Origin of the sequence: Stenotrophomonas aracearum, assembly GCF_031834615.1 — a bacterium.
In the GTDB taxonomy this organism is placed as follows: domain Bacteria; phylum Pseudomonadota; class Gammaproteobacteria; order Xanthomonadales; family Xanthomonadaceae; genus Stenotrophomonas; species Stenotrophomonas aracearum.
In genome coordinates this window covers 976,490-1,001,890 of sequence record NZ_CP115543.1, presented here as the reverse complement: position 1 = coordinate 1,001,890, position 25,401 = coordinate 976,490, and the positions used below count along the sequence as shown (strand labels likewise).

At 61.2% G+C, this 25,401-nt stretch carries 27 protein-coding genes; 14 read left to right on the top strand and 13 right to left on the bottom strand.

Going from position 1 to position 25,401, the window contains the following annotated elements; translation table 11 throughout:
- Window positions 1–102: 102 nt before the first annotated feature.
- From PDM28_RS04680 to PDM28_RS04665, 4 genes are all read right to left on the bottom strand, one after another.
- A complete protein-coding gene (locus PDM28_RS04680; RefSeq protein ID WP_425507633.1) occupies window positions 103–705 on the bottom strand; it encodes a DUF488 domain-containing protein in 603 nt (200 codons plus the stop codon).
- Between the two features lie 54 nt (window positions 706–759).
- Window positions 760–1,269, bottom strand: coding sequence for a DUF2867 domain-containing protein (locus PDM28_RS04675; protein ID WP_311183963.1), 510 nt, complete (start codon window positions 1,267–1,269; stop codon window positions 760–762).
- Window positions 1,270–2,221: 952 nt separating this feature from the next.
- Entirely contained in the window at window positions 2,222–2,470 is a 249-nt protein-coding gene (locus PDM28_RS04670; protein WP_311184640.1) for a cupin domain-containing protein, read from the bottom strand.
- Between the two features lie 634 nt (window positions 2,471–3,104).
- Window positions 3,105–3,539: an ankyrin repeat domain-containing protein gene (locus tag PDM28_RS04665; RefSeq protein ID WP_311183962.1), complete on the bottom strand. Its 435-nt coding sequence runs from the start codon at window positions 3,537–3,539 to the stop codon at window positions 3,105–3,107.
- Between the two features lie 159 nt (window positions 3,540–3,698).
- Between PDM28_RS04665 and PDM28_RS04660 the strand changes: the two genes are divergently transcribed.
- Together PDM28_RS04660 and PDM28_RS04655 are read left to right on the top strand one after the other, a co-directional pair.
- Window positions 3,699–4,361 (top strand): YoaK family protein, encoded by a 663-nt coding sequence (locus PDM28_RS04660; RefSeq protein ID WP_311183961.1) that lies wholly within the window; start codon window positions 3,699–3,701, stop codon window positions 4,359–4,361.
- Between the two features lie 108 nt (window positions 4,362–4,469).
- Window positions 4,470–4,925, top strand: a complete 456-nt coding sequence (locus PDM28_RS04655; RefSeq protein ID WP_311183960.1) for a hypothetical protein — start codon at window positions 4,470–4,472, stop codon at window positions 4,923–4,925.
- 71 nt (window positions 4,926–4,996) lie between these two features.
- On the opposite strand, the gene PDM28_RS04650 is transcribed toward PDM28_RS04655, so the two are convergent.
- A complete protein-coding gene (locus PDM28_RS04650) occupies window positions 4,997–5,164 on the bottom strand; it encodes a hypothetical protein (RefSeq protein WP_311183959.1) in 168 nt (55 codons plus the stop codon).
- A gap of 1,592 nt (window positions 5,165–6,756) precedes the next feature.
- Here PDM28_RS04650 and PDM28_RS04645 point away from each other — a divergent pair.
- From PDM28_RS04645 to PDM28_RS04620, 6 genes are all read left to right on the top strand, one after another.
- Entirely contained in the window at window positions 6,757–8,532 is a 1,776-nt protein-coding gene (locus tag PDM28_RS04645) for an EAL domain-containing protein (protein WP_311183958.1), read from the top strand.
- A 774-nt stretch (window positions 8,533–9,306) separates the two neighbouring features.
- The gene (locus tag PDM28_RS04640; RefSeq protein WP_311183957.1) at window positions 9,307–9,600 is read left to right on the top strand and encodes a hypothetical protein; all 294 of its coding nucleotides are present in this window, start codon (window positions 9,307–9,309) and stop codon (window positions 9,598–9,600) included.
- A gap of 232 nt (window positions 9,601–9,832) precedes the next feature.
- Window positions 9,833–10,252, top strand: a complete 420-nt coding sequence (locus tag PDM28_RS04635; RefSeq protein ID WP_311183956.1) for a GAF domain-containing protein — start codon at window positions 9,833–9,835, stop codon at window positions 10,250–10,252.
- A 110-nt stretch (window positions 10,253–10,362) separates the two neighbouring features.
- Window positions 10,363–11,520 carry a sensor domain-containing diguanylate cyclase gene (locus PDM28_RS04630; protein WP_311183955.1) on the top strand — a complete coding sequence of 386 codons (1,158 nt, stop codon included), beginning with the start codon at window positions 10,363–10,365 and terminating at the stop codon, window positions 11,518–11,520.
- Between the two features lie 781 nt (window positions 11,521–12,301).
- Window positions 12,302–12,556, top strand: a complete 255-nt coding sequence (locus PDM28_RS04625; protein ID WP_311183954.1) for a cyclase — start codon at window positions 12,302–12,304, stop codon at window positions 12,554–12,556.
- Between the two features lie 6 nt (window positions 12,557–12,562).
- Window positions 12,563–12,841 (top strand): hypothetical protein, encoded by a 279-nt coding sequence (locus PDM28_RS04620; RefSeq protein WP_311183953.1) that lies wholly within the window; start codon window positions 12,563–12,565, stop codon window positions 12,839–12,841.
- Window positions 12,842–13,019: 178 nt separating this feature from the next.
- Here the strand turns inward: PDM28_RS04620 and PDM28_RS04615 are convergent, their stop codons facing one another.
- Entirely contained in the window at window positions 13,020–14,015 is a 996-nt protein-coding gene (locus PDM28_RS04615; RefSeq protein WP_311183952.1) for a magnesium transporter CorA family protein, read from the bottom strand.
- A gap of 159 nt (window positions 14,016–14,174) precedes the next feature.
- On the opposite strand from PDM28_RS04615, the gene PDM28_RS04610 reads away from it, so the two are divergent.
- The 5 genes from PDM28_RS04610 to PDM28_RS04590 all read left to right on the top strand — a co-directional run bounded on the left by PDM28_RS04610 (window position 14,175) and on the right by PDM28_RS04590 (window position 17,008).
- A complete protein-coding gene (locus PDM28_RS04610; protein ID WP_311183951.1) occupies window positions 14,175–14,456 on the top strand; it encodes a hypothetical protein in 282 nt (93 codons plus the stop codon).
- 321 nt (window positions 14,457–14,777) lie between these two features.
- Window positions 14,778–15,170, top strand: a complete 393-nt coding sequence (locus PDM28_RS04605; protein ID WP_311183950.1) for a response regulator — start codon at window positions 14,778–14,780, stop codon at window positions 15,168–15,170.
- Window positions 15,171–15,263: 93 nt separating this feature from the next.
- A complete protein-coding gene (locus PDM28_RS04600; protein WP_070206328.1) occupies window positions 15,264–15,761 on the top strand; it encodes a YciE/YciF ferroxidase family protein in 498 nt (165 codons plus the stop codon).
- A 43-nt stretch (window positions 15,762–15,804) separates the two neighbouring features.
- Entirely contained in the window at window positions 15,805–16,443 is a 639-nt protein-coding gene (locus PDM28_RS04595) for a DUF6766 family protein (RefSeq protein WP_311183949.1), read from the top strand.
- Between the two features lies 1 nt (window position 16,444).
- Window positions 16,445–17,008: a cysteine hydrolase family protein gene (locus PDM28_RS04590; protein WP_311183948.1), complete on the top strand. Its 564-nt coding sequence runs from the start codon at window positions 16,445–16,447 to the stop codon at window positions 17,006–17,008.
- Window positions 17,009–17,050: 42 nt separating this feature from the next.
- On the opposite strand, the gene PDM28_RS04585 is transcribed toward PDM28_RS04590, so the two are convergent.
- The 6 genes from PDM28_RS04585 to PDM28_RS04560 all read right to left on the bottom strand — a co-directional run bounded on the left by PDM28_RS04585 (window position 17,051) and on the right by PDM28_RS04560 (window position 22,776).
- The gene (locus tag PDM28_RS04585) at window positions 17,051–17,863 is read right to left on the bottom strand and encodes an OBAP family protein (protein ID WP_311183947.1); all 813 of its coding nucleotides are present in this window, start codon (window positions 17,861–17,863) and stop codon (window positions 17,051–17,053) included.
- A gap of 39 nt (window positions 17,864–17,902) precedes the next feature.
- Entirely contained in the window at window positions 17,903–20,470 is a 2,568-nt protein-coding gene (ligD, locus tag PDM28_RS04580) for a DNA ligase D (RefSeq protein WP_311183946.1), read from the bottom strand.
- A 9-nt stretch (window positions 20,471–20,479) separates the two neighbouring features.
- Window positions 20,480–20,656 carry a DUF3606 domain-containing protein gene (locus PDM28_RS04575; RefSeq protein ID WP_311183945.1) on the bottom strand — a complete coding sequence of 59 codons (177 nt, stop codon included), beginning with the start codon at window positions 20,654–20,656 and terminating at the stop codon, window positions 20,480–20,482.
- Between the two features lie 108 nt (window positions 20,657–20,764).
- Window positions 20,765–21,268, bottom strand: coding sequence for a hypothetical protein (locus PDM28_RS04570; RefSeq protein ID WP_311183944.1), 504 nt, complete (start codon window positions 21,266–21,268; stop codon window positions 20,765–20,767).
- A gap of 41 nt (window positions 21,269–21,309) precedes the next feature.
- Window positions 21,310–22,212: a manganese catalase family protein gene (locus PDM28_RS04565; protein WP_070206334.1), complete on the bottom strand. Its 903-nt coding sequence runs from the start codon at window positions 22,210–22,212 to the stop codon at window positions 21,310–21,312.
- 54 nt (window positions 22,213–22,266) lie between these two features.
- Entirely contained in the window at window positions 22,267–22,776 is a 510-nt protein-coding gene (locus PDM28_RS04560; protein WP_311183943.1) for a ferritin-like domain-containing protein, read from the bottom strand.
- Between the two features lie 206 nt (window positions 22,777–22,982).
- Here PDM28_RS04560 and PDM28_RS04555 point away from each other — a divergent pair, with 206 nt between their 5' ends.
- The gene (locus tag PDM28_RS04555) at window positions 22,983–24,770 is read left to right on the top strand and encodes a YbhB/YbcL family Raf kinase inhibitor-like protein (protein WP_311183942.1); all 1,788 of its coding nucleotides are present in this window, start codon (window positions 22,983–22,985) and stop codon (window positions 24,768–24,770) included.
- Between the two features lie 116 nt (window positions 24,771–24,886).
- Here PDM28_RS04555 and PDM28_RS04550 read toward each other — a convergent pair whose 3' ends face one another.
- Complete coding sequence (locus PDM28_RS04550; protein WP_311183941.1) at window positions 24,887–25,321, bottom strand: BLUF domain-containing protein; 435 nt, start codon at window positions 25,319–25,321, stop codon at window positions 24,887–24,889.
- Between the last annotated feature and the right edge of the window lie 80 nt (window positions 25,322–25,401).

Below are 25,401 nucleotides of genomic sequence, written 5' to 3'. Positions count from 1 at the left end.
GGGGAAGTTATAGGGAGAGAACTTGGGATGTTCACTATCCCCATCCGCCACCACTGCCCCGTCATTACACGTGCTTTCCCTTCTACCGGGCGCGAAGTCGTCTTAGAACAACGCAGCCTGCGCCGGCGGATAGATGAGATCCTGCCCCACCCCAAGCGCCATCGGGTTCAGCGGGTGGGGTTTGGGCTCAGCGCTCGACACGATATGCAAGACCTCATGACCTCGGTGCGTGAGCAAATCGCAAATAAGGCGCCGGTGGCAGCGCCACCAAGGTGCCTCTGCGCACATGAGCGCAGTGCGGTTTGTCGCCGCCAGCGCTAGCGCTTTCTCCAGTCCCTTGGCGAACTCGGACGACGCCATGTGGTCGGCATAGCCTTGGAAGGCGGCGGTATCCCATGCCCCATTCGGCGAATTGGGTTGCACCTTGCGCCGACCACCCAGTTCCGGAATCCACTGATACTCCACACCGAGAACCGGCAAAGCGCTCGCCATCTGCTCCGATGCAAACCATGGATGGCGGCGCGAGCCTGGAAACCGGCGCACGTCTGCGATCGCAGTTATCCCATGTTCGGCAAGGAGCTGCAAAAACGTCTCCCAAGGCCGAGTGGAATGGCCAATGGTCCAGATGGTCAGCGCGTTCGTGGCAGACGGATCGCAAGGCATGGGCCGATTAGATACCGGTTTGGATAAACGCCGCGTCGTCATGCAACACCCAATGGGTAGCAGCAACCGACCCCACACTTAAGACAAAGACCGGGCTCATTGACCGCCAAGCCGACCAAGCAGCAATGGCATGATCAGACGGTGTGTTGGGGCTACGGGGACCATGTAGGCCCTACCGAACGCGTTGTGGACGTGCACAACGGTCGAGATGATCAACTCATCTTGGTTCAACGAGGAGCCCCACCGCAGTGCGAGCTGAACTCTCAAGTGCCTGTCGTTGTCCTCCAGCAGCAAACAGTCATCATTGGAGGACAGCACTGTGAAAATTCCGGCGCGGTGCCCTGGCAACACCGGCGCATTCCGACTGACCGCGCCGAGAGAGCCTAGGTCCTTCATTCCCACCGCCTTCATGCCGGCGTTGCGAACGCGCATCAGCACGTCAAACCAAGCGGGCATGACTGCGGCGAGGTCCGCATAGGCATCGGAGGCGCTGCGGCCTCTGCGCGGCAACTTGCGCCTGACTGAATGCACAAAGTCTGCGTCTTTGCTCGAGGAATAGAGGGGATCAGCGTTGAAAAGGCAATCGTCTGAGGTGACTGGACCCAAGCAGCGGGTGCCCTCCTCCGGCTCTACGTTCCTATAATCCACCGAGTCCCTCGTCCTGCAAATCCAAAAAGGCAGTCTAAGAACCGCGGCCGGCCTGTCAATCCGACGTAAGCAAGAGGCTCGATGCCGCGATAGACGAGGAGAGGTCGGCCGCCCAGGGACACAGGTGTAAGGGGCATTCGTCTTTGATCCCCTGACTGAACATTTCAGCTTAGGCCTATGCCGAAGGGCATCTACCGCTCAGGTGAACCGTTGCTACACTGCTTATAGGCGTTTCCACAGGGGAAGTGGGTGTATATCGAGATTTATCGTGCGCGCGGTATTTGGGCGCATCTCACGGGAAGCAGCGGTTGGCGCTGGAGGCTCAAGACGCGAGAGGGCGTGGTGCTGATCGATGCCCGCGAGACCTTTGACGAGCGGGACACATGCCTTAGCGTGGTGTCTCTGTTGACCGCCGGTGTCACTGCGGCCGTGGTGGATGCAGAGTCCCGGTGCGTCCTTAGACCCGTGGCCGGGCGCTGGGAGAAAGGAGAGGAGTTTGCGCGTTAGCAGCCGCGTTCTCTGCCGAGGGAAGGCGGTTGCGCATGCTCTTTCGTCGCGTCTGATGCTGGTGAGATGTTTCCCACGGTCATTCGTCGCCCTCCGTCGGACTGTATGGCAGGAGGTGACGCAGCGGCGCCATCCCGTCCAGGGGCGTTACCGGGCGCTGCGATACTGAGCGAGGCGCCAGGGATTCGGTGAAGCGTTGCAAGCTTGGCTTGGGCGAGCGCTCACTGCGCAAGTCGCCCACAACGTTGCTGACGCATCTTTTCCGACGAGTGCCCTTGCATCACCGTCACTTGAACAACTCAGTAAAAATACCGTGCTGGGCCTTCCCAATCTACGAACGGCCCTACAGAAGGCGGTGTCTCTCACCGTCGAAGCGATTGCGGCATACCGACGCGTCAAGCGGCTAAGGGAGCTCAAGCCCGTCCACAAAGACGGTGCGCGCGCTCCGTCCCTCCATGGTCAAGTTGACCGTGCGACCCACAGCGCGCGTTCGGTGCACCGTGCCTGCAGGAATAGTGACGCACTGCCACGGTCCGAGTGCGAATCCAGGCCCGGAGCCCAAATCAATGTGGAGCTCGCCCTCGACGACCAAGAAGACTTCGTCGCTGTCGGGATGCAGATGCCACCGATACTCCCCATGGAAAACCGCCATCCGAATGCAGCTGTCGTTGAACTCCAGCAAGACCTGGTTTCGGTATGAGCCAGTGACCTCGTGTTGCAGGGACTGGACATCCAAGACCTGCAGCGCCCCATGACGGGGTCGTTCGGCCGCATACTCTTCAGGTGAGGGGAAGTCAGTTTTCATGAGGGTCAGCGGTGGAACCAACGCGTGGCGAAAAGGCCACGGGGTGAGTGCCCCGAACTCTAACGTGCACTCTATGTTTGTGCGGACGATAGGTTGAGCGAAAACGCGCGGCCTCCCGGATACGCAGGTGGCAGCCCCCGCTGCACTTCTGCGACCCACCTAAGCGCCTCGTGACGGTCAGCGGCGGCATTGGCTCGCTCTCGTCCACTTAAGTAAGCTGCAGGGTATCGAGCGCATGACCCGCGCCATGCTCCAACACCTGCTGGGTCACCTGCAATATCCGGGTTCCTTCCTCTTGGAGACACCCCTGAAGGGTGGCGTCTCCCCCGTCGTTGAGAGCAATTTGCTCGCGGGCGCGTGAATGGCGTGAAAAGAAATCTCGTTAAACCATTCAAGGGTGGCCTCGGGCTGCTGCAACAAAATCCTAACGGCTTAGCCCTTACTGGCGGCAAAGCGCTGGGGCACGCGCATCGGAGACGGGTCAGCGCTGCGCTGATCGCCTCAGGTAGTCCGCGAACAATGGATCGTTGGACTCCATGGCGAAGGCCAGCGCCTCCCCCTCCTCCAAGTCTGCCCCGAAGCTCAACAGAAGCGCGGCCACGGCGATCTTGGTGTCGGTGCCCAACGCGTCTGCGGTGATCAGCCAAATCAACGGAGGCTCATCCGTCTCGTCTTCCGTGTAGGGATAGGAGTTCGCGCCGATTCCTGCCTGCAAGAGCGCCTCTACGAGCTCCAAATCGCCCGATCGGCATGCATGGTGTAAGGGCGGGTAGTCCAGCGCCCGCCCCCTCTCGACAAGGGTCGACGGCAACTGATCAACCGCGGACATCATCTGCCTAAACGTTTCGCGGAACTCGGGAACGGTCATGTAAAGCTTGCCCCACCCCAGCGCAACGGCTTTCGGCAACGCATCCATCACCACATCTCCTATCCAACCCACTCAGCCCAAGATGGGCCTGTGAAGATTCTATACTCACCAGGCAGCCCAGTCGCCCCCGCACCAGGTGATGGCAAGCAACATGCCACTGGCATCACCGATGAGGGCCGGCCCCATTCATTGAACAGGAGTCGTCTCGTGGGCATAGAAGTGCCTCGTATCGTGTGGGTCGGAACCGGCCTGCTTGCCTTTGCAGCCGGCGTGGTCAACGCGGTCGGCTATTTGGGGTATGAACATCAGGCCTTCAGCCACATGACAGGGACTGTGACCCTTCAGAGCATTGCGCTCGAAGGTCGCAACTGGGACGCTGCTCAGCAGCTGCTCGCGGTAGTGGCCGGGTTCGTCGCCGGCTCGTTCGGTGCCGGCACGCTGCTTCGAGACCGCAGCCTTTCTGTCGCCTACGTGGCACTCCTGGTCGTGGAGGCCGCGTTCTTCGCCGTCGCGGCTGCCCTACTGGCCGGCGGCACCGGTTTCGGTGCCTGCTTTGCTGCTGCAGGCTGTGGGATGCAAAACGCCATGACCTCTTTTTACAGCGGCTCCGCCATCCGAAGCACGCATCTGACCGGATTCTTTACTGACTTTGGCCTCGTTCTTGGTCAGATCTGCCGAGGGAACCCTGCTCCCCGCCGTCGCCTAGGCATGTGGGGGCTGGTGTTGGTGGGTTTCTCAGTGGGCGGGGTGGTTGCAGCTATCGCCTTCCATCGACTGGGGTTCCTCACGTTGCTCTTTCCGTCGGTCACGGCCGCTCTGTGTGCGTTGGGGCTGTGGCTCCATCTGCATCGAGCCAAGCTGCGGCAATAGGATCGCGTCCGCGCCATCTCATCGTGGGGATGCGGGGCCCCTGCGCTTGAATGCACCGCAGTGAGGTGACACATTGCCCGGTGTGGCAGGCGATCAGGGCAGGAGCTCATGGACCTTCAAACGCGGCTGGATTTGTTGGCGGACCTCAGCATGGCAGCCCAGGGATTTCGCCCCTCCCCCGGGCGATTGCTTCGACTGACTTCGCTGGGATTGATGTGGCTTCACCCGTCCAAGCCCCCTGTCACCGGCATGACCGAGGCAGGCAAAGCATCTTTCCTCTCCTTGCTTTGCGAGGGGTCAGGAATCGATCCGGTTTCCTTGTTGGCTCCAGCACACCGGTTTCACCCGTCCGTTGAGCAGTTCAATGCTGGGACGTCGTTCCTGGATACGTTGGAGGCGGAGGCGCGCTCGGGGACGAAGGTCACCCCGACCGTCGACAACGCACTGTTCGCACTTTGGCTCTGCCGCCGTCTGCCCCCACAGCCGCCGCCGTTGGCGGACTCGGCCGTCGATGAACCTTCGGACGTGCAAGACACGGACCCAGCGACCGGCTGCGGCACCTAGACCAAAGCTCGGCATCTAAACGAGAGAGCCCGGCCTCAGGCCGGGCTCTTCTGGCCCTTCGAAAGCAAGCCTCACTCCGCCTCTTCGTCCTCCCTGCCCCCCAGGTCACGGACGCTCTCGGAGTCCTCCTCCCGGCCCTCCTGTCCTTGGGATTGGCGCCGCTCGTCACTGTCCCGTTGGTTCTTCTTGTCCTGCTCATCCTGATCAGGATTGGTGTTCGGCTGATTCTGGTTGCTCATGGCTGTCTCCGATAGTCGGCATCACCGTGAGGCCGATGAGCAACAGTAGGCCGTTGTAGGTAACGAATCCGTTGCGAAACCCGCTGCATTGGGAGACACCATCGCTACTTAGCTAAATGCTTCAGGGCACGGGTGCGTGGGACGGCGCCTAGGCGTCGCAACAGCAGCAGAGAAATAGCCCTACTAGATCGGAGCGACTGCACTAAAACGGGTCGCCAAAGCCAAAAATCAACGATTAGTGGCCCATCGTTCCAACCGTGCCACTGTGCCCAACCACAAGGGCCAAGCCCCTATCAAAAGGATCTTCGCGGAGCGCCGGCTACCGCGGGCATTTCTGCAACGACGCTAAGGGGTCGGTGCCTGCGCCATCGCTGTCCGCACTCAGGTATCGATCGCCGGTCCCGGTGCCTCTAACTGTGACCGGGACAAGTCCCGTGGCCACCTCCACGTAGAACGCCCACTCGCCCCGCTCAATGCCCGCCATGGCCGCGTCGGCGGACAATGACCACCAGCGCCCGTCCGGATGAAAACCCCCGATCATTCCGGCACGCGCAGACGTCGTGTCAGGGGATAAGGTGACGCAACTGACGATCCGCTTGCTTGCCATAGCGACTCCCAAGGCTCTTAGCGAATCTACACCCCAGGCATTGGTCAGCAAGATGCCCTTCTGAAGGATTCATGTTTGAACGCCCCCAGCGCCGAGGGAGGGCAATTGAGCTACTTCTTCGCCACGTCTTCGAGCGTGACCCCGTCTCGCGGGATCGTGCTCATGGTGAACACGTAGCCCTCCTTGGTCAGAAAGTCCCTCATTCGCAGCTCAGCACTGCGCGGTGAGGCCAACCGCTCCGGCGCGTAAAGGCCGTAAACGCAGGAACTGCTGCCCAAAACATCGCGCCTCACAGCGCAGCGGCTGGTTTGCGTCGCGTAAGACCAGGCCTCTTTAAGCTTGCCAGGCGCAATCGACTGACCGCTACGAAGACGAAAGCTCAACCACCGTTTTCCGATTTGTTCCGACTGAACCACTTGCTCTGCTCCTGCCTCTCTCCTCAGGTTACGCCCGAACCCACGCGGAAGGAAACTTGAACAGGCGGCGATGGCGGTTGATCGCCGGCGGGTGCCGCACGCAGGCAACGTGGGTCCATAAAAAAACCGGTCACGACGATGCCCCAATCGGGGGCGTCGACTCAACCATGGAAGAACACTAGTGTTCCGTCAGCTATGGCGAGTCCCGGCATCGCAAGTGACTGCATCACTTAGGATTGCCCGAAGTTGGCGGACCTCGGGGTCGCTCTACTATGCCACGTCGGCGCGCAGGATGTTCACCTGGAGCGGCGCTGTTCAAGCTGTAGGGGCGCGGGTATTTCATGCCGATTGAGCTTGGAGGCCGAACTCTCCTCGGATGCTTCGGCAAAGAGAGCGGGTTAAGCCGTCGGCACTAGCGAAAGGCGCTGAACGCTTCAGGAGTGGATCGGGCCTCCCCTGTAGATGCTGCTGCGGCAGCCGATACCGATGACACGCCTTCTGGTTAGGGCGTAATCTGATCCTGTCCCAGAACGCGTTAGCCCATGCCTCCTACTGGAACCGAAGAACGATTGACCGCCCTAAGCAACCTGCAGGCGTTGGACGAAGCTGCGGGCGTGTCCTTGGATAGGTTGACAGAACTGACTGCCTACACGTTTGAAGCCCCGGTCGCCTTCGTCTCAATGATTGAGGTCGACAAGCAAAAGTTGATTTCTCGCCTCGGCCTACCGATGGCGGAGACCCATATCCGCGAATCGATCTGCTCTCACACCATCGGCTCCGATCAAGTCCAGGTCGTCCCTGACCTGCGCGAGGACCCGCGGTTTCGGGACAACCCCTTGGTCATCAAACCGCCCCATCTGCGCTTCTATGCGGGTGCGCCATTGATGGCCCAAAACGGAATTGCCATTGGCGCGCTTTGTGTCATGGACACGGTGCCCCGAGAGTTCTCTGACGCTGATCGACGGCAGTTGGAGACGCTCGGCCAAAGCGTGATGCATCAACTTGAGCTCCGAGCATTGTCGGGCCGGCGCGAGCCGGTCAGCGGGCTGCCGAACCGGCACCAGTTCGCCATCGACTATGCAAGCCTTGCACGGCGCGAGCCTGGCAAGCGCATGTATGCCGTCTTGGTGGACATCTTGGACATTCCCCGCGCAAACGAGGCCGGACAAGTTCTTGGCATGCCTCCGCTGGAAGCGCTGATAAGACGTGCCGGCGTGCGCCTGAAACTGGGCCTAGACGGGATAGCGGACGTTTACCACGTGGGCGTCACACGGTTCGCCTTCCTGGTCGACCTGCCAGGGCCTGAGGATCTCGAATCGTTGCTCACCGAGATCCAGAAGCGGATGATCCGGCCCCTGATGGCGGGCGCCGTCCCGATGGCACCCATGTTCCACGCAGGCGCGTGCGCCGTCGACCTGGGGGTGGACGAGGCCCAGGATGTCATCCGAAAGATTCTTATCGGCTTGCATTCGGCCATTTCCTCCCAAGGCCTTGTCTGTTGGTATTCGGAAACAAGAGACGAAAGTTTGCGCCGTGGCTACCGCTTGGCCGCCGACGCCGAACGCAGCTTGCGCCAGCAGGACTTCCACCTCGTCTACCAGCCCCGGTTTCAACTTTCCGACTTGAGCCCCCGGTCCGCAGAGGTCCTGATTCGGTGGAACCATCCTCAACTGGGACCGGTGAGCCCCGCCGAGTTCATTCCAGTCTTCGAGCGCACCGCCCTCATCGGCAGCGTCACCGCTTGGGTCCTGGCCAACGCGCTTGAACAGCTTGCGATTTGGAAGCGAAGCGGCATCGAGCTGTGCCTTTCGATCAACCTCTCGGTGAAGGATCTGGCGAAGGCAGGGGCCGCTGCCCAGATTCTGGCGATGATTGAAGGCAAAGGCCTTGCGCCGGCTGATGTGGAGGTGGAGATCACTGAAGGCGAATGGCTAAGAGCGAGTTCGCTGCCGGGTGAGCAAATCTCGGAACTGGCTGCCGCTGGCGTTCGAGTAGCGATTGACGATTTTGGCAGCGGTTATAGCAACTTTGGCTACCTCACCGAACTGCCGATCCATACCCTCAAGCTCGACAAATCGTTGATAGACAACATTGTCGAAGACGAGCGGGCCTTCCTGAAAGCCCAAGCCATCGTGCGCCTCGCCCAGGATCTGGGGTATGTGACCGTTGCCGAGGGAGCGGAAACCCTTGAACAAGTAGGCCGCTTGAAAGCATTGGGGTGCGACGAGATTCAGGGGTATGCGCTCGCTCGGCCCATGCGCCCGGAGCACCTGAGCGCCGCTTTAACTAAAGCGAGTGAGGTGTTTCCTTGGCGAGGCGACGCCGGCGAGACTACGAGCGGTTAGTGCAAAGGCCAACGAGCACCGCTCCAAGATTGCGGCCCTGCCAAGGCGAGGGATCGCTGCCCACCATCGGGGAATCGTCCCTGAAGCCGCGCACGCTTGGCTGGCTCCTCAGGGACGATTCTGATGGGCCACCGCAGCACAAGCCAGGCATCGGCAAAGTTCCCTCCTGCGCGCGGGTCTTTGAAAACCTAACGAATAAGCGCAGGATCGAGTCGCAACCCACTGAGTCATTCTAGGCTTCCAACCGCCGTAGGGGCGAAGAGCCGTGGGCGGTGAAACGGTGCAAGAGCGCGTGGGCGACTACGGCTGGATACAAGAATGGACGCCGAGGCGTCCATTCGTGCATTCCACCATTCCCTCAGCACAGCGCGACCACCACTAAAGAAGCGCCGCTAATTCGCCGTTGAATCACCACGAGGCGTAGCACAACAACATTCACTGACAAGAGCATGCAAACAGCTGGCGACCCCCTGCCGCCCTTCGCGCTCGTCATGGAACTTTAAGTTCGGTTCATTCAAACGTCAACCCCGTGATGGGGAACCACGACGTTGAGTTCCGTGCGACCCGCTCCTTATTGACCTAGAAAGGGCAAACGTTTTGATCGGTGGCCCCGAACGAAGCAAGCGTATTACCGTTAGCGCGGCTGCCTCAGCCCCCGTTTTTTGGCGACGATGCTGCAGGCGATGACGCGGTGGTCAAAGGCCAAGGACAGAAGGCAGGCTCTCAGCCGTTACCCGCTGCTACCATAGAAACAACAACACTTGGTTAAGGACGATGGATCTTTCAAACCTGCATCTTATCCAGGAGCGTATTCGCGGCATCGAAGGACAGCTCGAGATCACCTTGGCACACTTGAAGGCGCTGGAGGTCTCGTTGCGACTCTCCATTGCCACCCACACCGATCCCACGAGCCTACTCGCGGCGCTGGACATCTACGAGGAAGGGACAGACGGTCAAGGACCGGTGGGCCTAGGTGAATACTCGGACAGCTACAAGCGTGCTTTTAGCGAGGGAATCGCAAGCGTTCGGAAAGAAATCTTGCTTTTTCAAGAGAGGCGGGCGGATTGAGGACTGATCGGCGCGCAGCTTTTTGGGTCGAAGCTCTAATGATTGAGGCGTGGACGGGCTCACATGGGTTGCCAACGCGCCAATCCGGGGTCCGCTTCGCCTGGGATTGGTCATGGCGACGGGCGGTCGGGTCACCGATCCTGAATGGTCCGCACGCGCCGTTCACTTCGTTGGGCCCCGAAGGATCGTAAGCTTTGGCTGAGTGAGAACTGATCTCATGAGGACCAAAGCGATGATCGAGGCGGAACGCCTTTCCACGCTCAATTCCCTGCGAATCCTGGACTCCGATCCGGAGCCTTTCTTTGATGCACTGACCCAAGCCGCTCGAACGATGACAGGGATGCCCATCGCCCTCATCTCGTTGGTCGACGGAGACAGGCAATGGTTCAAATCGGAAACGGGACTGTCGGGCGTGCAGGAACCCCCGAGGGCCATCTCTTTTTGCACTTGGGCGGTCCAGTCCGACGTGCTGTTCGAGGTCGAGGACGCCATCGAGAACCCCCGGTTCGCGAACAACCCCTTAGTCGTGGGGCCGCCGTTCGTCCGGCACTATGTCGGCGCCCCCATTAGCGCAAAAGGCGAGAGCGTAGGGACGCTGTGCCTATCTGCCCTGAGCCGGGAAAAATCTCCGAAGCGAACGCCGAAGCCTTGACTTGCCTGGCCCAAGCCGCTGCGGTGGGTATGCAGCAGCGGGCCAGGTTGCTCGAGCGGGTCACAGAAGCCCATGCGCTGCAACGCCGACTTCAGCGGAGCCAGCTCTTCTTGGAGCGCACCAACTCATTGGCGAAGGTGGGGGGCTGGGAGCTTTCACTGGCGACCAATGCGCTGAAATGGACCAAGGAGACTCACCTTATTCACGGCGTGGCAGAAGATGCAAAACCCTCTTTCGACGCGGCGGTGGCGTTTTACTCGACCCCGGCCCGCCAACGCCTGGAGTCGGCCTTGACCGAATGCACGCGGCTTGGGACCCCGATGGATTTGATCCTGCCCTCCAGCAAGGCCACCGGAGAGCGCATCTGGGTGCATGTCGTGGGTCAGCGGGAGGACACGGAAGGCGGCGGACGCTTGATAGGAGCCATCCAAGACGTTACCGAGCAGCGGACTGCGCTGGAAGCCCTGGGTCGCAGTGAGGCACGTTACCGGCGGCTGTTCCAGCACAGCCTGGGCCTCATCTGCACGCACTCGCTCGACGGGACCATCACCTCGGTTAATCCTGCCGCGTCGCACTCGCTGGGCATGCCCGAAGGCGCGTTGATTGGCCGACGCCTAGTAGAGGTGATCCCGAAAGAAAAACGTGCCTCGTTTGAGGACTACCTGAAGCGCATCGCGGAGAACGCCAGCGACTCGGGGACAATGGAACTGGTGGCACACGACGGTTCTCGCAGGGTCTGGGCTTATCACAACGTGCTGGACACCGAGGCCGATCCGCCCTACGTGCTCGGACATGCCCAAGACATCACCACGCAGCACATCCAGGAAAAGCAACTTCATGACTTGGCAACCCGTGACCCACTCACGCGCGCCTTCAACCGCCGCTACCTAAGTGAATTGGCCACCCGGCAGCTCGACGGCTGGGGATGCTTGGTGTTCGATTTGGACCACTTCAAAGAGGTCAATGACACCCAAGGGCACGCGCGCGGCGACAAAGTCCTGGTGGACTTCGTCGCGTTTCTCTCGGCTCCACTCGAGGGCGAAGAGGCAGTGGTCCGACTCGGGGGCGATGAGTTCCTGGTGTTCGTGCCAGGCGCAACGATGCGCCGTCTCCAAGTATTGGAGCAGGTCTACCAAGAACGTGCTGGCGAAGCTCCGATCTGCTTCTCGGGCGGTTGCGCGATCGGGCGGCCCTTGGAATCGGTGGCAGACACCATCAACAGGGCGGACATGAAGCTCTACGACCGCAGGAAACGAGAGAGAAGTTAGGCAGCAGCGGCTTCCCCTGACATCACGCGAGCCATCCTTCAGCGCTGCTTGGGAGCACGTCAGCCCGCCCAGGTGCGACCGGCGTCGGATACCAGCCTCGGCTGCCAGTCACTTGGGCAACCATGGCACTCCTAGAACTGCTCTGCGGCCTTCAAGTCCTCCGGCGTTCCTTGTGCTGGGCGAACGCCTGGATGGCTGGAGCATCGCTCAAAACATCCTGAGCGATCCGCTCAGCGGCTTCAAGGGACGACTGGCAAGAAGGATAATCTTTTCGAGCGGGTTGCACGGGAGGCAACCCGTGGACTTCTACTGCGAGCAGTCGCCATTGAGAACCATTGGCCCTCCAAAGGTCAGCAGTATACGTTGCCCCATCAACGGACAGCGTTACGCTGTGAAACGCGTCTGGAGCATCTGCAACCGCCACCTTTCTGCCTCTCTGACCTGGTAAAGCTGTCACCGCCGGCTGCACCGGCTGGAGGCCAGTCTGCACCGCGTGCCGTCTCCCTTCAATACCCATGGCGTGAAGACGATGACGTTGTGTCTGGAGCCAACCCGCTTCCTACCGTCGCTTCGCCACAAAACCATGGCCCTAGCCCGCGAAGAACAACGGGTCCTTTGTCGTCGACGTTCACATCGCTCGAGTGGGCGGCTCCCGATCATGTTAAACATGGCGATAGGATGTCTGGAACCGCCGGAGCAGCTCGCTCCTGCAACCGGCGGTGTGCCGACCACCCGGGGCCGCCCTTGGCATCGAACTAGTTGCCTAACTAAGGAAAACAACATGGAAAAGCGGGTCTGCTTTGACTTCGAGATCGATTTCAGCAACGGCGGGGGCATCCAAGGCCAAGGCTTCCGCTTGGACATTCCCGGGGACGACATCACTGACGATGCGCTGGCCGATTACATCGTGCGCGACATGCGGCTACTGATGGTGGGTGAGGTTCGCATTCTCAACAAGCAAATTATTGAGGAGCCGCACAAGCGCCGGACAGGCGACCAAGTCGAGCCGACGGTTTCCGACCAAAGGGTGGGATGAACGGTCATGCATCCTGATGTTCTTGGCTGGGCCGCAACCGTCGTGCTCATCGCCACGCTGGTCCGGCAGATGATCAAACAGTGGCAGTCGCCCCACCCCGAAACCGTCTCCAAGTGGCTGTTTGTCGGTCAGATGACCGCGTCAACCTTGTTCACGATCTACAGTGCGCTCTTGGGTTCGACCGTGTTTGTCGTGACCAATGCCCTGCTGCTGCTCACGGCGGTCATAGGCCAAGTCTTGGCTTGGCGTCGACGGCAGCGAACCGGTCCCGTGCCGCCAGGATGAGCCCGATAGTAGCTTGCTTCCTCTGGCGGCGAAGGCAGGGGACCGGCGACGTTGCGTGCCATCGACTCAAGGCCCGACCCCCTCGCGTGACGTCCAGCGCTGTCTAGGCGCTCCCATCTCCATTCCGACCCCAGGGAGCGTGAGGGCCGAGGTCGCCCATATTTCCTACGGAGTATTACTACAACCACCCTCGTCTGCGGCCAACAACAATGGACATGAGCCCAAGCCCTACCATCGCCGCCACTGCGATCCAGAAGCCCTCGGTTTTCAGGCTAAAGAAGTTCGCGTCGAAGTTCATGCCCAAGGCGCCGGCGATGACCGCCAACAGACCTGTTACAACAGTAACAAAGGTCAGCAGCTTCATGCGCTCGTTCGTTTGGAGTTCGGTCTGGGTGCTGAAGAGCTGGAAACTGCCCACAACCAGCTCCCGGGCGTTTTCCACCACGTCCAACGCTCGTTCGTAGCGGTCGTCCAGCTCGCTTAGATGCCGGGCCACTTCTTCGGCCCCGTCGGGCACGAAGTCCGGCCGGGAGAGCCCGTCGAAGACCACCCGATGCGGTGCAAGCATCCGCCGCAAGCGCGAGGCGGCACCCCGAAGCGCGCACAGCTGAGGCAACGCCGACCGGCCCGGCGGCTTATCGGACAAGATGCGGCTCTCCAGGCGCTCGATCTCGACCTCAAACAGCGCTACTGCGGAAAAATAGGTCGAAAGGTGCCAATCCAGCAGGGCAGCCACGAAACTCGCTTCGCCTAGGCAACCGATGTCGCAAACGGTCTCCGGCTCACGGACTCGCATGTCCGCCAAGAAATCAATGTCGTCCACGTGGTGCGTTACGACAAAGTTATCCCCCGCGACGATAGTCAGGACCGCGCCCTTAAAGTTCAGGTTCTGACCGGGCAGCACCGCAACCACCCGAGCCATGAAATGGTTAGCAAACTTCTCAAGCTTAGGGTTGGTCGAGATTGGACCTGTCGGCAACGCCCCATGCTCCAAACCCAAGGCCTGCCAGACCCGCTCCACGTCCGCGTCGCTGGTCCCGCAGAGATCGACCCACAGCAACTCGTCGTCGTTGGGCGCGGTATTCGGCAACTCTCCAATATCCAGCGCACAGCTGCCCTCTTCCTGATAAAGAGTAATGGTGACACCCGTGGTGCACGTTAGAGGCATGTCCATAGCGCCATACTGCGGCGGTAAACTTGGACCCAGCGTGAAGATGGGTTTAGGATAGTCCTGAGGATCCAGTCGACCGTGCGGCCTCTGATTAGGTCGTGATTTTATCCCCGTGTGAGCTTTTCAGCGCCATTTCTCTTGTTGGGACGACAGGAGTTCGACATGCCGAATATCGGTTCCTTTTATTTATTTGAGGTGGATTGCAACGGCCTGACGGCTTCCGGACCGGAAGCGGTCAAGGTGCACTGGTTGTATGCTCAATGCACCCACTGCGGCCAGAACTTCATGGGCACCTGTCCGCCCACTCTGGTGAACCTCCCCGACGGCGGCACCGTGGTCGAGTGTCCCAACTGCGCTTCCCGGCAGGCTGTTGCCGGGCAAACGTTCGTTGACTTCATGGATAGGTTCCCCACTGGGTTCAGCGGGCCCATTCCCGCGCCCTGACGGCCCTACCTTGGGGGCTGGCTGTGAGCCGTTCGCAGCCCTCTGACCTTCCGAAGGTCCCGCCCATTACCGGCCTCTGACGCGCCTACAATCGGCGAGAGGCCCTGCGCGTCCATATCACTAGCGTTTGCGAGCGAACTGAACGCGGCATTTGCGCTGTGGTCTTTGCTAGGGACCGGAGCCGCCCCAGGGAGGTGCCAACACTGGCAAAGGCCGATCGGGCCTTCCGGACGGCGGTGCCGCCCACGCTCGGGACGGCTTCTTGAGATCCCGATCACGCGTTGAGGCTTAGGGTCCAGAGAACCCATTCGTAACGCTCCCATGTCTTCCATCCACGCCTATCCCGCAGTCCACGGCAACCTTCTAGTGCTCGAAGATGACTTGGACTTGGCTCCGCTTCTCAAAGAAGTCCTCGTCATGGCTGGCTATGATGTGCACCTCGTGCGAACCGTAAGGGATGCAAAGGTCCGCATCGGGAGAGGTGCCCTGGCTGCCGCAGTGCTCGACTGGGGGATTTTCGGAGGGAATGCAAAGGAGGTCGCAGACGAGCTGCGCACAGCAAGGGTGCCCTACGTCTTTGCCTCCGCTTCCAATCCTTCAGAGCTCCCCGCTGACCACCGTTGGGCGCCCTTCTTCTCCAAACCCTACCCCATCACCTCCCTCATCAACGCAGTGGAGGAAAGCCGCTTGAGTGGCGTCCCGATTCCCGGGTGACGACGCACTTCCACCTGAGCACAAACCTTCACGCTTCTTGCTCCAAGGCAGGCGCATGGTAGGTATCCGATCCCCTGAACGAAGGTGCCTTGCATGGCAATCAAGACCGCAGAAGAACTGTTTGTGCACGAGCTGTCGGATATCTACAGCGCCGAGAAGCAGCTGACCAAGGCCCTTCCCCGCCTGGCCCGCGCCGCAGAGAACCCGGACTTGGCCGCTGCGTTTGAAACGCATTTGGAAGAGACCCAGGGCCAGATCGAACGCATCGATCAGGTGGTGGAGGTGCTCGGCATTCGCCTCAAGCGCATCAAGTGCGCCGCCATGGAAGGCCTGGTTGAAGAAGGCAAGGAAGTCATTGAAGAAATCGAAAAGGGCCCGGTGCGCGACGCCGCCCTCATTGGTGGTGCCCAGAAGGTCGAGCACTACGAAATCGCGTCCTACGGCACGATTGCCGCCTTGGCCAAGCAGCTGGGCTACAAGGACGCCCTGCCCTACCTGCTGGAGACGCTGGAAGAAGAAAAGGCCACGGACGAGAAGCTCACCTTGCTCGCTGAGCAAGGAGGCAACCAGAGCGCGGCCAAGTCGAAGTAAGTTCTGGCGGGCCTTCGGGCCCGTCTTTTCTAGGAGCGGAAAGATGTGGCGTCGAAACGGTCTATCGTTGGTGCTCTTTGGCCTGATGGCCGTGTTCCTAGCGGCCCAGGCCCTGACCGGGTGGCACGTTTACAACGAGGAACTTAACCAGCATGGGGTCGCCTCCATCGGGCTGTGGAGCTACTTGTCGTCGGGCCACTTCATCAGCGCCACGTTTGAGAACTGGGAAAGCGAGTTCCTCCAAATGGGGATGTATGTGCTGCTGACCGTCCGCCTCCGCCAGCAGGGCTCTGCCGAGTCCAGGCCACTGGACCCTGAGGAAGAGGAGACCCGTATCGAACCCGGCCCCACCCCTCTTCCCGTGCTCAAGGGCGGGCTCTGGAAAGCCCTTTACAGCCACTCCTTGGCAATCGCGTTCTTCGCCCTCTTCTTCGTTTCTTTTTCGCTTCATGCGGTGGGCAGCTGGGAGGCCAAATCGGCCGAGGATCGGCTGAGCGGGCTCCTGCCTCCCACCTTCACCGAGCACCTTTTCAGCAGCGACTTCTGGTTCGAGTCGATGCAGAACTGGCAGAGCGAGTTCTTGGCCGTCCTTGCCCTGGTGATCCTGTCGATCTTCCTGCGCCAAAAGGATTCGCCCCAGTCCAAAGCGTTGGAGGCCCCTCACTCTCAGACCGGGGATTGAGATGGCCCGCCCCGCCCTTCTCATCATCGACCTCTTCTCACGCTTCGACTTCCCAGACGGACCACAACTGGCCCCCCTAGCGCTCCAAGCGGCGCGGAAGGTCCGACGGATTCGGGAGGCCTTTGACGAAAAAGACTGGCCGGTGATCTACGCTAACGACAATTTTGGCGACTGGAAGTGCGGCTTCCACCAGCTCGCCGAGGTTTGCCGACATGAAGATGGCGCGCCCGGTCAGATCGCCAAACTGCTGTTCTCAGGCCCGGATCACTACACCGTCCTGAAGCCCAAGCACTCCGCCTTCCTCGCCACACCATTGGCCGTCCTCCTCGCGAAGCTCGACGTGGGCCAGCTGGTCCTCGTTGGCATGGCGCTCGACTCGTGTGTGCTCGCCACCGCATTGGATGCAAACTCGCGCGAGTTGCCATCCGTCGTCGTCTCGGACGCCACCGCGTCCCTGCCCCACCGACGATCGGCCGCCCTCAACGTCCTCCGCCACACCGGGGGAGTCACCGTGCACTCCACACGTCAGGTAATGGCGAGCATTGCGGCCAATCAGCCGTTTTAGCCCAACTGGATGTCTTCTCGGGCAGAGCCAGAGAAAGCACCGCTATTGCTTTGTGTCCGACCCTTTGGATGTCGCGTTTTGGTCCGGGACCACCACCTCACTGGCTTTCCTCTCCCGGCCGTGAAGATGGCCACCAGCCGGATCCTCGATCTGGATCACCGTCCCCTTTTGCCAAGCATCTGCGCCTGGAGCAATTGCGGGCGCCGCAATCTCGGCACGTTGTTTGCGCTTCTCGTCGCTACTTACGCCGAGCCGGCTATCTCGAGCGGCCACCATGGCAGGATCCGCCTGACCATCGGCCGTGAAGCCCATCATCAACTGCGGCATGCCTCGCGGTAGGTCCTTGTCCAAGTCCGTGTGCCACGTGTGCCACGTCTTTCCATAGGTCCGGATGAGCTTCTCCATGAGTTCCTGCTCGGCAACCTCAGGGATACCCGGCGCGATCAGCTGCCCGGATTTCACTTCCTGGACGTGGCTGTGCCAGAGCGCTTTTTCCTGCTCGGGTAGGCCGGCAAACAACGCTTCACTGATGATGTATTCGACACCCATCAGCTTGGCGTCCTTTACGTTGCCGTCGTAGATCGTGCATTGAATGACATCTTCGTTGAGGATGGAGCAGTAGTGATGGGCCTCCATCTGGACGCTCATTTGGCCATTGTAGAAATGGAAGCCATCCAGGTAGGCGTTGATGGCGTCGATCGGCGGTCGGTCCTGCAGGATGGCAGCCCCAGCGTCCAAGGCCTTGGTTTTTGCCGTCTCCTCGGCGCCAGGGGCGCGCACACTGGATTCGGTGTTGCCGCCACCACAGGCTGAAAGAGCAAGCGCTGCGGTAGCACAGAGGATGGTTCGTCGCATATTGGTGTCTCCATAAATCTGCAGATGCGCCGCGGTGGATCAATCTTCCTGTGCCCACCGGGCAAGGTTTTGCTGGATCGTGTTGATGTCCGCCCAAGGGTCCTTGCGGCGACGCCTCAACCGCGCTGGCACGTCCTTCATGGTGAAGGCATCTGCACGGTTCAACTTGGCAAGCTCGCTCCAGGCGAGCGGCAGGGCCACCGGAGCACCTGGCCGGCCGCGCAGGGAATAAGAAGCGACCGCCGTCGCCCCCCGCCCGTTTCGAAGGTAGTCCACAAAGATGCGCTTGTTCCGCAGGCTCTTGGTTGAGGTCGCCAGGAACCGAGTCGGCTCAGATTGGGCCAGCGCCTCTGCAAACCCTTTGGCGAAGCGCTTGGTCAGGTCCCAGTCGCACCCGGGGTTCAACGGCACCACCACATGCAGTCCTTTGCCGCCGGAGACGCGCAGGAACGACTCCAGTTCCAGCTGCGCAAGGAGCTTGCGAATGTCCACCGCTGCCTTCTTGACCTCGGAGAACGGAACCTCTGGGCCCGGGTCGAGATCGAAGACGACCCGATCGGCCCGATCCGGCGCCTCTGCGTGGCTGCCCCACGGGTGGAACTCCAGCGCGTTGAACTGCACCAGCTCCAGCAGGCTGGGCGCGTCCCTCACGACCAGGTAGTGCGCGTTGATGCCACTGTCCTCCTTGAGCCGAACCGAGTCCACGAGCTCCAGTCCTGCGGTGTGGTGCTTCTGAAAGAAACACGGTTTCCTGGTTCCACTGGGGCAACGGATGATAGACAACGGTCGGCCGATGATTTCGGGCAGCAGGTGGTCCATGACTGCTGTGTAGTAGTCCCAGACATCCTGCTTGGTGGCCTTGATGTCCGGGAATATCACCTTGGTGGGGCTGGAGAGCTTAGTAGCGTGCGGGGGCTCGCCGGCCGTTGCCGCTGCTGGCCGCCGGGCGCTCTTGCTCGCTTTGCCAGCCGCGTTTGATTTCGTCCCTTTCCCAGCGTCTGTGCTCCCCCCAGCCCTGTCCGAGTCCATCAAGTCGGCCACGTCTTTATCGCGCCTCACCGCCTTGAGGGAGGGCTGACGGAGGAGTTGCTGCCCCCCGACGCCGCGGTAGAACACCTCCACCACGAACCGGGGCGCGAACCAGGTCGCCGACCGGAGGTCCGTCTCCTGCGTGGGCACGTGGGCCGTGGGGGTCTTCCCACCCGCTCGCCCGATAAGTTGGGTCAGATCTTTGATAAGGACATCGGAAAATCCAGAGCCCACGCGGCCCACGTAGAGCCACCCATGCTTTGGGTCGGGCTTGGCCAGCAGGAGAGAACCGAAGCCCGTGCGGCTGCCTTTGGGCGCCGTGTAACCGACTACAGCGAACTCGTCGCTGGCCAGCTGCTTGGTCTTCTTCCAGTCCTCGCTTCGGCCTCCGTGATAGGCCCGATCTGCCCGCTTGGAAATGATGCCTTCAAAATGGCGCTGGCCTGCTAGCTGATACGCCGATTCGCCGTCGCCCTCGATGTGGGAACTGTAGGCCAAGTGACCGGTAGATCCTTCCAATAGCGCCTGCAGGAGGGCCTTGCGGTCCAGCAAGGGCGCATTGGCGATGTCGACCCCATCGATGTGGAGCAAATCGAACATCGCATAGGCCAGGGTGCCTTGCCGCTCCCCGGACAAGGTGGCCTGAAGGAGGTTGAAGTCTTCCTTTGTGCCGCTGCCGGCGATGAGCTCGCCGTCCAGCGCCCCCGACTTCAATCCTAAAGCGGCCACGGCGTCACGGATTTCAGGAATCTTGTCCGTCCACTCCAAGGCGTTGCGGGACCATAAGCGCACCTCGCCGTCGTTGATCGTTGCGAGGATGCGGTAGCCATCCCATTTGATCTCATGCACCCACTGCTCCCCCTTCGGGGGCGCGTCGCCGAGCTTGGCCAGTTGAGGCTCGAACGGCCCATCGGGAGGCTCTGCTACCACTGCACCAGGCAACGCCAACGCCTTCTTCGCCCAGTCCTTTTTGCGGGGTCGCTTGGCCGGAACAGCGGTCAGCTTCTTTTTGTCGCTCTTGCCCGCCCCCGCTCGCTTGAGATCTTCGGCAGGTGCGGCTGTCACATCGGCCAGGAGATCGTCTGCCTCCAGATCGCCTGCAAATGCATCGTCCTCCTTGAACAACAGCCACTGCGGCTGGCGTGCGGGCTTGCCGGAGCGGACCAAATGCCAGCCGCCTTTGAGCTTGGTGCCGAAGAGCTCAAAGCGCAGGTGCCCTTTTGCGAGCTGGGCTTCCGGGTCGCCGTTCGTGGCCCAGACGCCGTGATCGAACTGCGCCACGTGACCGCCTCCGTATTCGCCCTTGGGAATCTCGCCCTCAAAGGAAGCGTAGTCCACGGGGTGATCCTCGACCTCCACGGCCATCCGCTTGACCTTGGGATCGTAGCTGGGCCCCTTGGGGACGGCCCAACTCTTGAGGGCGTCGCCCACCTGCAGCCGGAAGTCGTAATGGCGTCGGCTGGCGTGGTGGAGCTGGACGACAAAAATGGCCCGCTGCCCGGCTGGCAACGCCTTGCCGGGCTCCGGTTCCTTGGTCTGATCAAAGCGGCGCTTGCGGCGGTATTCGACCAAGGACATGGCGGCGGCCTACTTGCCCAAGTGTTGCCGAACCGCGGCGGCCGTCGGCCCCACTGCCTTAACGGCTTCACGCAGCTCGTCCGCTGAGACACCCAGGGCCTTGGTCCAGTATTGAAGTTCGTAGTCTTCGTTGACGTTGATGCGGTCGCGGTCCGGGCCGCCGGCCTTGCTCTTGTCGTCTGTCATGCTGGAATCCTCTTGTAGTGATTGGAACCGCAGAAGAGCACGGATACTCGTTCCAAAGGCCGTTCTAGGACAGCGCGCGTTGCCGCGCTGTGAACCAGCCGGCGTCCATCAGGGAAGGCGGCTCGCCAAAAGCGCGGCGCGAAACTCTGCAACCCACGGCATGAGGACCAGGGGAACGGGCGGCAAGATGAGCGCTGCCCAGACCGATATCGGTTTGCTGTCCCACGTCAGTGCCCATGTCGGGTCAGCGGTGAAAGCGGTAAAGGCGGCAAAACCCCAGGGTGCGATGTCCAGGACGCTGTGAACGTGTTGCTCAACGGGCGCCACGTGCCGGGTCGCATCGGCAACCTTCGTGTCTGCAAAGGCCGCTGTCGCATGAAGGACCGCCAGTCCACCCAATAGTGCGGCGACCGCCCATGAACTCTCAAACACCGCCCACACCAGCACCCCTATCCCCACGAAGAATATTTGGACGCCGTGCAGCGCGCTCTCCCTGACCCCGGAGGTCTGAGGGAGTGCGGCGCGGCGGTGGATGGTAAAATCCGCCAAACCAAAGCCCAGCCACCCTAGGTAGGCAGCGTATGCGACGCCTTGGCTCGACGGGGTCCACATGGGGTCCGCCTACCCGGCCGACTCGTTGTAGTCGACCATGCTCATGGCTCCCTAGCTGGACTCTTCGTTGCTCCGGCGCCTTCCCCGGTGGCCAGTTCCGCGCCAGTGAGCGGATCTTCCTCGGGATCCGAAAGCGTGCGCAAGCTGACTGCCTCCAGCGCAAGTTTTTCCCGCTCAGAGAGGCCCACAGAACAATCGCCGTCGCCGCCATCCAACGCTGCCTGGGCGTCGCGATCGCTGACTTGCTCCCACAGATCACCGCTGTTCCAGCTGCCGGCGGCGTCGCCTTCTCCCTGAGACATGTCCATGTAGAGATCAGTGAACGCGGGGTCGCCGGGCATCTTTCCGGGCGGGAAGTTGGGGCGAATGCTGTAAAGCGCCTTTTCGAACGACTTCTGGTGCGCGATCTCACGCGTCATCAGGAAGCGCAATGCATCCTTGATACCGGGATCGTCGGTGACGTTGATGAGGCGTTCGTAGACAATCTTGGCACGGGCCTCGGCGGCGATGTTCGATCGCAGATCCGCAGTGGGCTCGCCAATGGAGTCGATGTAGGCTGCGTTCCACGGCACGCCGCTTGAGTTCACAAGTGCGGGGCCGCCCCCGTAGAGGATCTGCTGCGTGTGACTGGTGCTGTTCCCGCCCAGGTTGCGCATGTCTTCCACCTCAGCCATGCCCTCGGACTGAACAGCCTTGGGCCCCTGGTTGAGCATGGCAATGATGGTGCCGATGATTTCCAGGTGGCTGATCTCTTCGGTGGCGATGTCAAAGAGAAGGTCCTTTCTTCCCGGATCGGTTTCGCCCAGCGCTTGGGTGAAGTAGCGCATCGCGGCGGCTAATTCGCCTTGGGGGCCGCCGAACTGTTCCAACATGAGGGTCGCAAGGGCGGGGTCAGAGCGCTCGACCCGGACGGTATACATCAGCTTCTTGTGGTGCAAAAACATGGGGTAGTCCTCTAGCGATGGCTGGGACGTGGCTTGCGCGCATGCGCAGGCCGATTACTTCTTGGCTTCGACGCCGGGCGTGGCGTCGCGAACCATGAACTCCTCAGTGATTTCCGGAAGGTGTGCGGCCAACCAATCGGCCATGGCTTCTTCCTGCACGAGGATCTGCTCGCAGACCCGGACCGTTTCGGAGTCGCCGGCCGTTTTTGCGGCGGCGATGAGCGCAGTGTAGGAGGCGATTTCGAAGTGTTCGAAGACATACCCCGCCATCGCGCCCTTGACGATCTCGTCGGAGGCGGTCATTCCACCAACGGCTTGGCCGAACGCTGACATCTTGCCCATCACGTCTTTGATCGTGGAGGGAGAGCTGCCCAAGCGCCTGATGCAGCCTTCCAGCAACTCGCGCTGACCGATGGTTTCTTGAATATGTTCTTCAATGCGGGCCTTGAGCACCGGGTAGTGTTCGATCCGAGAGGCTTGGCCCTTGAGCATCGTTTCCGCCTGTTGCTCCATTGCATGCGCGTCGCGCAGCCAGTCCAGGAGGTTCTCTTTAAGTTCGGCCATGGCAAATCTCGTAGGTGGATGGAACTTCAACCTAACGCTGCTCCCATGTGTGTGGGGCGAGGTCACCGTGAAGGCAAAGCGAGGGCGAGCAGTGCAAAAGGGTTAGGGCAGGAATCCAACCTGGTTGAGCCAGCAGCGCCCATAACGCGGCGCATGCATCCTGTTCTCGAGGTGTTGATCGTCCCAGGCGGAAGCTGAATGCCCCGATGCGCCTGGACCTGACAATGAATCGATCTGCGCTACTGCTGCTTCTTCTCTCCTCCCCCGCAGTGTTCGCCCAGCAGGGCGATGGCACCGACGTGCAGGCTGGCGTCCATACCTTCAAGCCGGCCAAGGTGGACGCCACGCCCAACCGGATGCAGGCCTTGAAGGTTCCAAACGGGTTTCAGGTTCGCCCCTTAGCCCAAGGCCTCCAGAATCCCCGCATCATTGCCGTTGCTCCCGACGGGCGTATTTACGTGTCACGCAGAGACCAAGGGGATGTCTTGCTTCTCGAGGACCAGAACGAGGATGGCACGCTCGATTCAGAGCCCAAGGTCGTTTTCACTCGGCCGGGCGCTCACGGCTTGGCCGTCGCCAATGGCATGTTGTATGTGGCCACGGTGAATGATGTCTACCGCGCCCCTATCCGTCCGGACGGCACGCTGGGGCCGGAGGAGCGCATCATCAGTGACCTGCCCGACGGGGGTCAGCACCCCAATCGGACCTTGGCGTTTGGACCGGACGGGATGCTTTACATCAGCGTCGGGTCATCCTGTAACGCCTGCAATGAGACCAATCCGGAGCACGCCACCCTCCTCCGCTCTTCCCCAGACGGAAAGTCCCGCTCCATCTTCGCCAGTGGGCTGCGCAACACCATTGGCTTTGCTTGGGACCCGAAGACTGGGGAGCTGTGGGGGATGGACCACGGCATCGACTACTTGGGCGACAACGAGCAGCCCGAAGAACTCAACCGGATCCAAAAGGGGAAGCAATACGGATGGCCCCACATCTGGGGCAAAGGCGGGGAGAACCCCCAAAGCACGCCGCCGGGGCAGATCAGCAAGAAGCAATGGGCGGCGATGAGCGAGCCCATGGTGCTGGGCTACACCGCCCACGCGGCCCCGATGCAACTCGTGTTTTACAACGGCGGTCAGTTCCCCGCCGCGTATCGCGACGACGCGTTCGTGACAATGCGAGGGTCTTGGAACCGCAAACCGGCTTCGGGCTACGAGGTCGTGCGGGTTCGCTTCGAAAACGGAAAACCGGTGGGATTTGAGCCGTTCCTGACCGGGTTCCTGGTCGACGGCGGGAAGGCCCACATCGCACGCCCTGTCGGGTTGGCCATGACCAAGGGCGGTGCGTTGCTGGTGGGTGACGATGCCAATGGGGTCATCTATCGCGTGAGCTACGGCGCAGCACCGTCAACCACTGTTGCGCCCAAGACCGTTCCCGCAGACGTCTTAGCAGCCCAGGTCCAAGCGGGCTCGGGCGTTCCCTTGGCGTTGCAACGGGTGGGGAACGTCGGAAAGACGGACGTGCGGTCGTCGGGCTTCGTCTCGGGCCAACCGCTGCCCCCTCGCTTCAGCGCCTATCACGACGATGCCTCTCCGCCGCTGTCCTGGGCCTCGGCGCCGAACGCCAAGTCGTATGTGCTGATCATGGAAGACCCGGACGCCGCGGACCCCAAACCGTTCGTGCATTGGGTGGCTTACAACATCCCAGCGACCGCCAACGGACTTCCCGAAGGCCTTCCCGCGGACCCACGCCTCCTGAAGCCTGCAGGCATGCTGCAAGGGAAAAATAGCCGCGGCTCGATTGGTTACTTTGGGCCTAAGCCCCCCGTCGGCGATCCGCCGCATCACTATCACTTCCAGCTGCTGGCCCTGGATGCGCTGCTGGATCTGAAGCCCGGGGCGAGCAGAGACGAAGTGCTTGAAGCGGCCAAGGGCCATGTAATCGGCGGAGGCGAGGCCATCGGCACCTACCAACAGACGACGCCCCCCCTTAAATGACGCTCGCTACATTCGGCGCCGCTCGCAACACACGGGGAGCGGCGCCGGTGTGTAGGCATCTTTTCAAATCGGGGCGGTGCCTAAGGCGACGATTCGTCCGGCGGTGGCTTCAGCGGCTAAGCCACCGCCCCGGCGATGTAAGGCTGAACGTAACGATGCAGGTGCTCCATGGCCGTGACTGGGTCGTTCTGCCGCGCGTCGGAGCGAACGAACCCCGTCCAGTCGGCTTTCACCATCGTTAGCACGTGGCTGGGGTCGGCCAGCAGCCACCGCATGCTCCAATACGGCACCAGGCGCCGCCCCACGGGGCCCCGCGCGAGCTCCATGACATTGGAGTGCAGCAACGAGCTCTGGATCCGTTGATATGCGACCGAGACGCCATCCTCAGGCCCTTCGAAGTATTGAAGATAGCGTTGGCCGTCGAAGAACAAGATCCCCGTTACGCCTGCTTGGACATTGAACGCCGCTGCCCGCTCCACCATGGATTCCACCTCGGCTCGCTCCCAAGGCTGGTCGGCTTCACTGACGTAAGCGATGGCGCGCAGGGGCATGTTGGACTCCAGGTAAAGCGACAGCCCCACCCTACCTGCCTATTAAGAAACGTCCGGTGATGGAGGGTGCGGCGTGAAGG

Bases quoted from the DNA above. Each gene is read 5' to 3' on its own strand.
- PDM28_RS04680 (WP_425507633.1), bottom strand. From the start codon at position 705: ATGACGACGCGGCGTTTATCCAAACCGGTATCTAATCGGCCCATGCCT.
- PDM28_RS04670 (WP_311184640.1), bottom strand. From the start codon at position 2,470: ATGGCGGTTTTCCATGGGGAGTATCGGTGGCATCTGCATCCCGACAGC.
- PDM28_RS04665 (WP_311183962.1), bottom strand. From the start codon at position 3,539: ATGGATGCGTTGCCGAAAGCCGTTGCGCTGGGGTGGGGCAAGCTTTAC.
- PDM28_RS04655 (WP_311183960.1), top strand. From the start codon at position 4,470: ATGGACCTTCAAACGCGGCTGGATTTGTTGGCGGACCTCAGCATGGCA.
- PDM28_RS04650 (WP_311183959.1), bottom strand. From the start codon at position 5,164: ATGAGCAACCAGAATCAGCCGAACACCAATCCTGATCAGGATGAGCAG.
- PDM28_RS04640 (WP_311183957.1), top strand. From the start codon at position 9,307: ATGGATCTTTCAAACCTGCATCTTATCCAGGAGCGTATTCGCGGCATC.
- PDM28_RS04635 (WP_311183956.1), top strand. From the start codon at position 9,833: ATGATCGAGGCGGAACGCCTTTCCACGCTCAATTCCCTGCGAATCCTG.
- PDM28_RS04625 (WP_311183954.1), top strand. From the start codon at position 12,302: ATGGAAAAGCGGGTCTGCTTTGACTTCGAGATCGATTTCAGCAACGGC.
- PDM28_RS04620 (WP_311183953.1), top strand. From the start codon at position 12,563: ATGCATCCTGATGTTCTTGGCTGGGCCGCAACCGTCGTGCTCATCGCC.
- PDM28_RS04615 (WP_311183952.1), bottom strand. From the start codon at position 14,015: ATGGACATGCCTCTAACGTGCACCACGGGTGTCACCATTACTCTTTAT.
- PDM28_RS04610 (WP_311183951.1), top strand. From the start codon at position 14,175: ATGCCGAATATCGGTTCCTTTTATTTATTTGAGGTGGATTGCAACGGC.
- PDM28_RS04605 (WP_311183950.1), top strand. From the start codon at position 14,778: ATGTCTTCCATCCACGCCTATCCCGCAGTCCACGGCAACCTTCTAGTG.
- PDM28_RS04600 (WP_070206328.1), top strand. From the start codon at position 15,264: ATGGCAATCAAGACCGCAGAAGAACTGTTTGTGCACGAGCTGTCGGAT.
- PDM28_RS04595 (WP_311183949.1), top strand. From the start codon at position 15,805: ATGTGGCGTCGAAACGGTCTATCGTTGGTGCTCTTTGGCCTGATGGCC.
- PDM28_RS04590 (WP_311183948.1), top strand. From the start codon at position 16,445: ATGGCCCGCCCCGCCCTTCTCATCATCGACCTCTTCTCACGCTTCGAC.
- PDM28_RS04585 (WP_311183947.1), bottom strand. From the start codon at position 17,863: ATGCGACGAACCATCCTCTGTGCTACCGCAGCGCTTGCTCTTTCAGCC.
- ligD (WP_311183946.1), bottom strand. From the start codon at position 20,470: ATGTCCTTGGTCGAATACCGCCGCAAGCGCCGCTTTGATCAGACCAAG.
- PDM28_RS04575 (WP_311183945.1), bottom strand. From the start codon at position 20,656: ATGACAGACGACAAGAGCAAGGCCGGCGGCCCGGACCGCGACCGCATC.
- PDM28_RS04570 (WP_311183944.1), bottom strand. From the start codon at position 21,268: ATGTGGACCCCGTCGAGCCAAGGCGTCGCATACGCTGCCTACCTAGGG.
- PDM28_RS04565 (WP_070206334.1), bottom strand. From the start codon at position 22,212: ATGTTTTTGCACCACAAGAAGCTGATGTATACCGTCCGGGTCGAGCGC.
- PDM28_RS04560 (WP_311183943.1), bottom strand. From the start codon at position 22,776: ATGGCCGAACTTAAAGAGAACCTCCTGGACTGGCTGCGCGACGCGCAT.
- PDM28_RS04555 (WP_311183942.1), top strand. From the start codon at position 22,983: ATGCGCCTGGACCTGACAATGAATCGATCTGCGCTACTGCTGCTTCTT.
- PDM28_RS04550 (WP_311183941.1), bottom strand. From the start codon at position 25,321: ATGCCCCTGCGCGCCATCGCTTACGTCAGTGAAGCCGACCAGCCTTGG.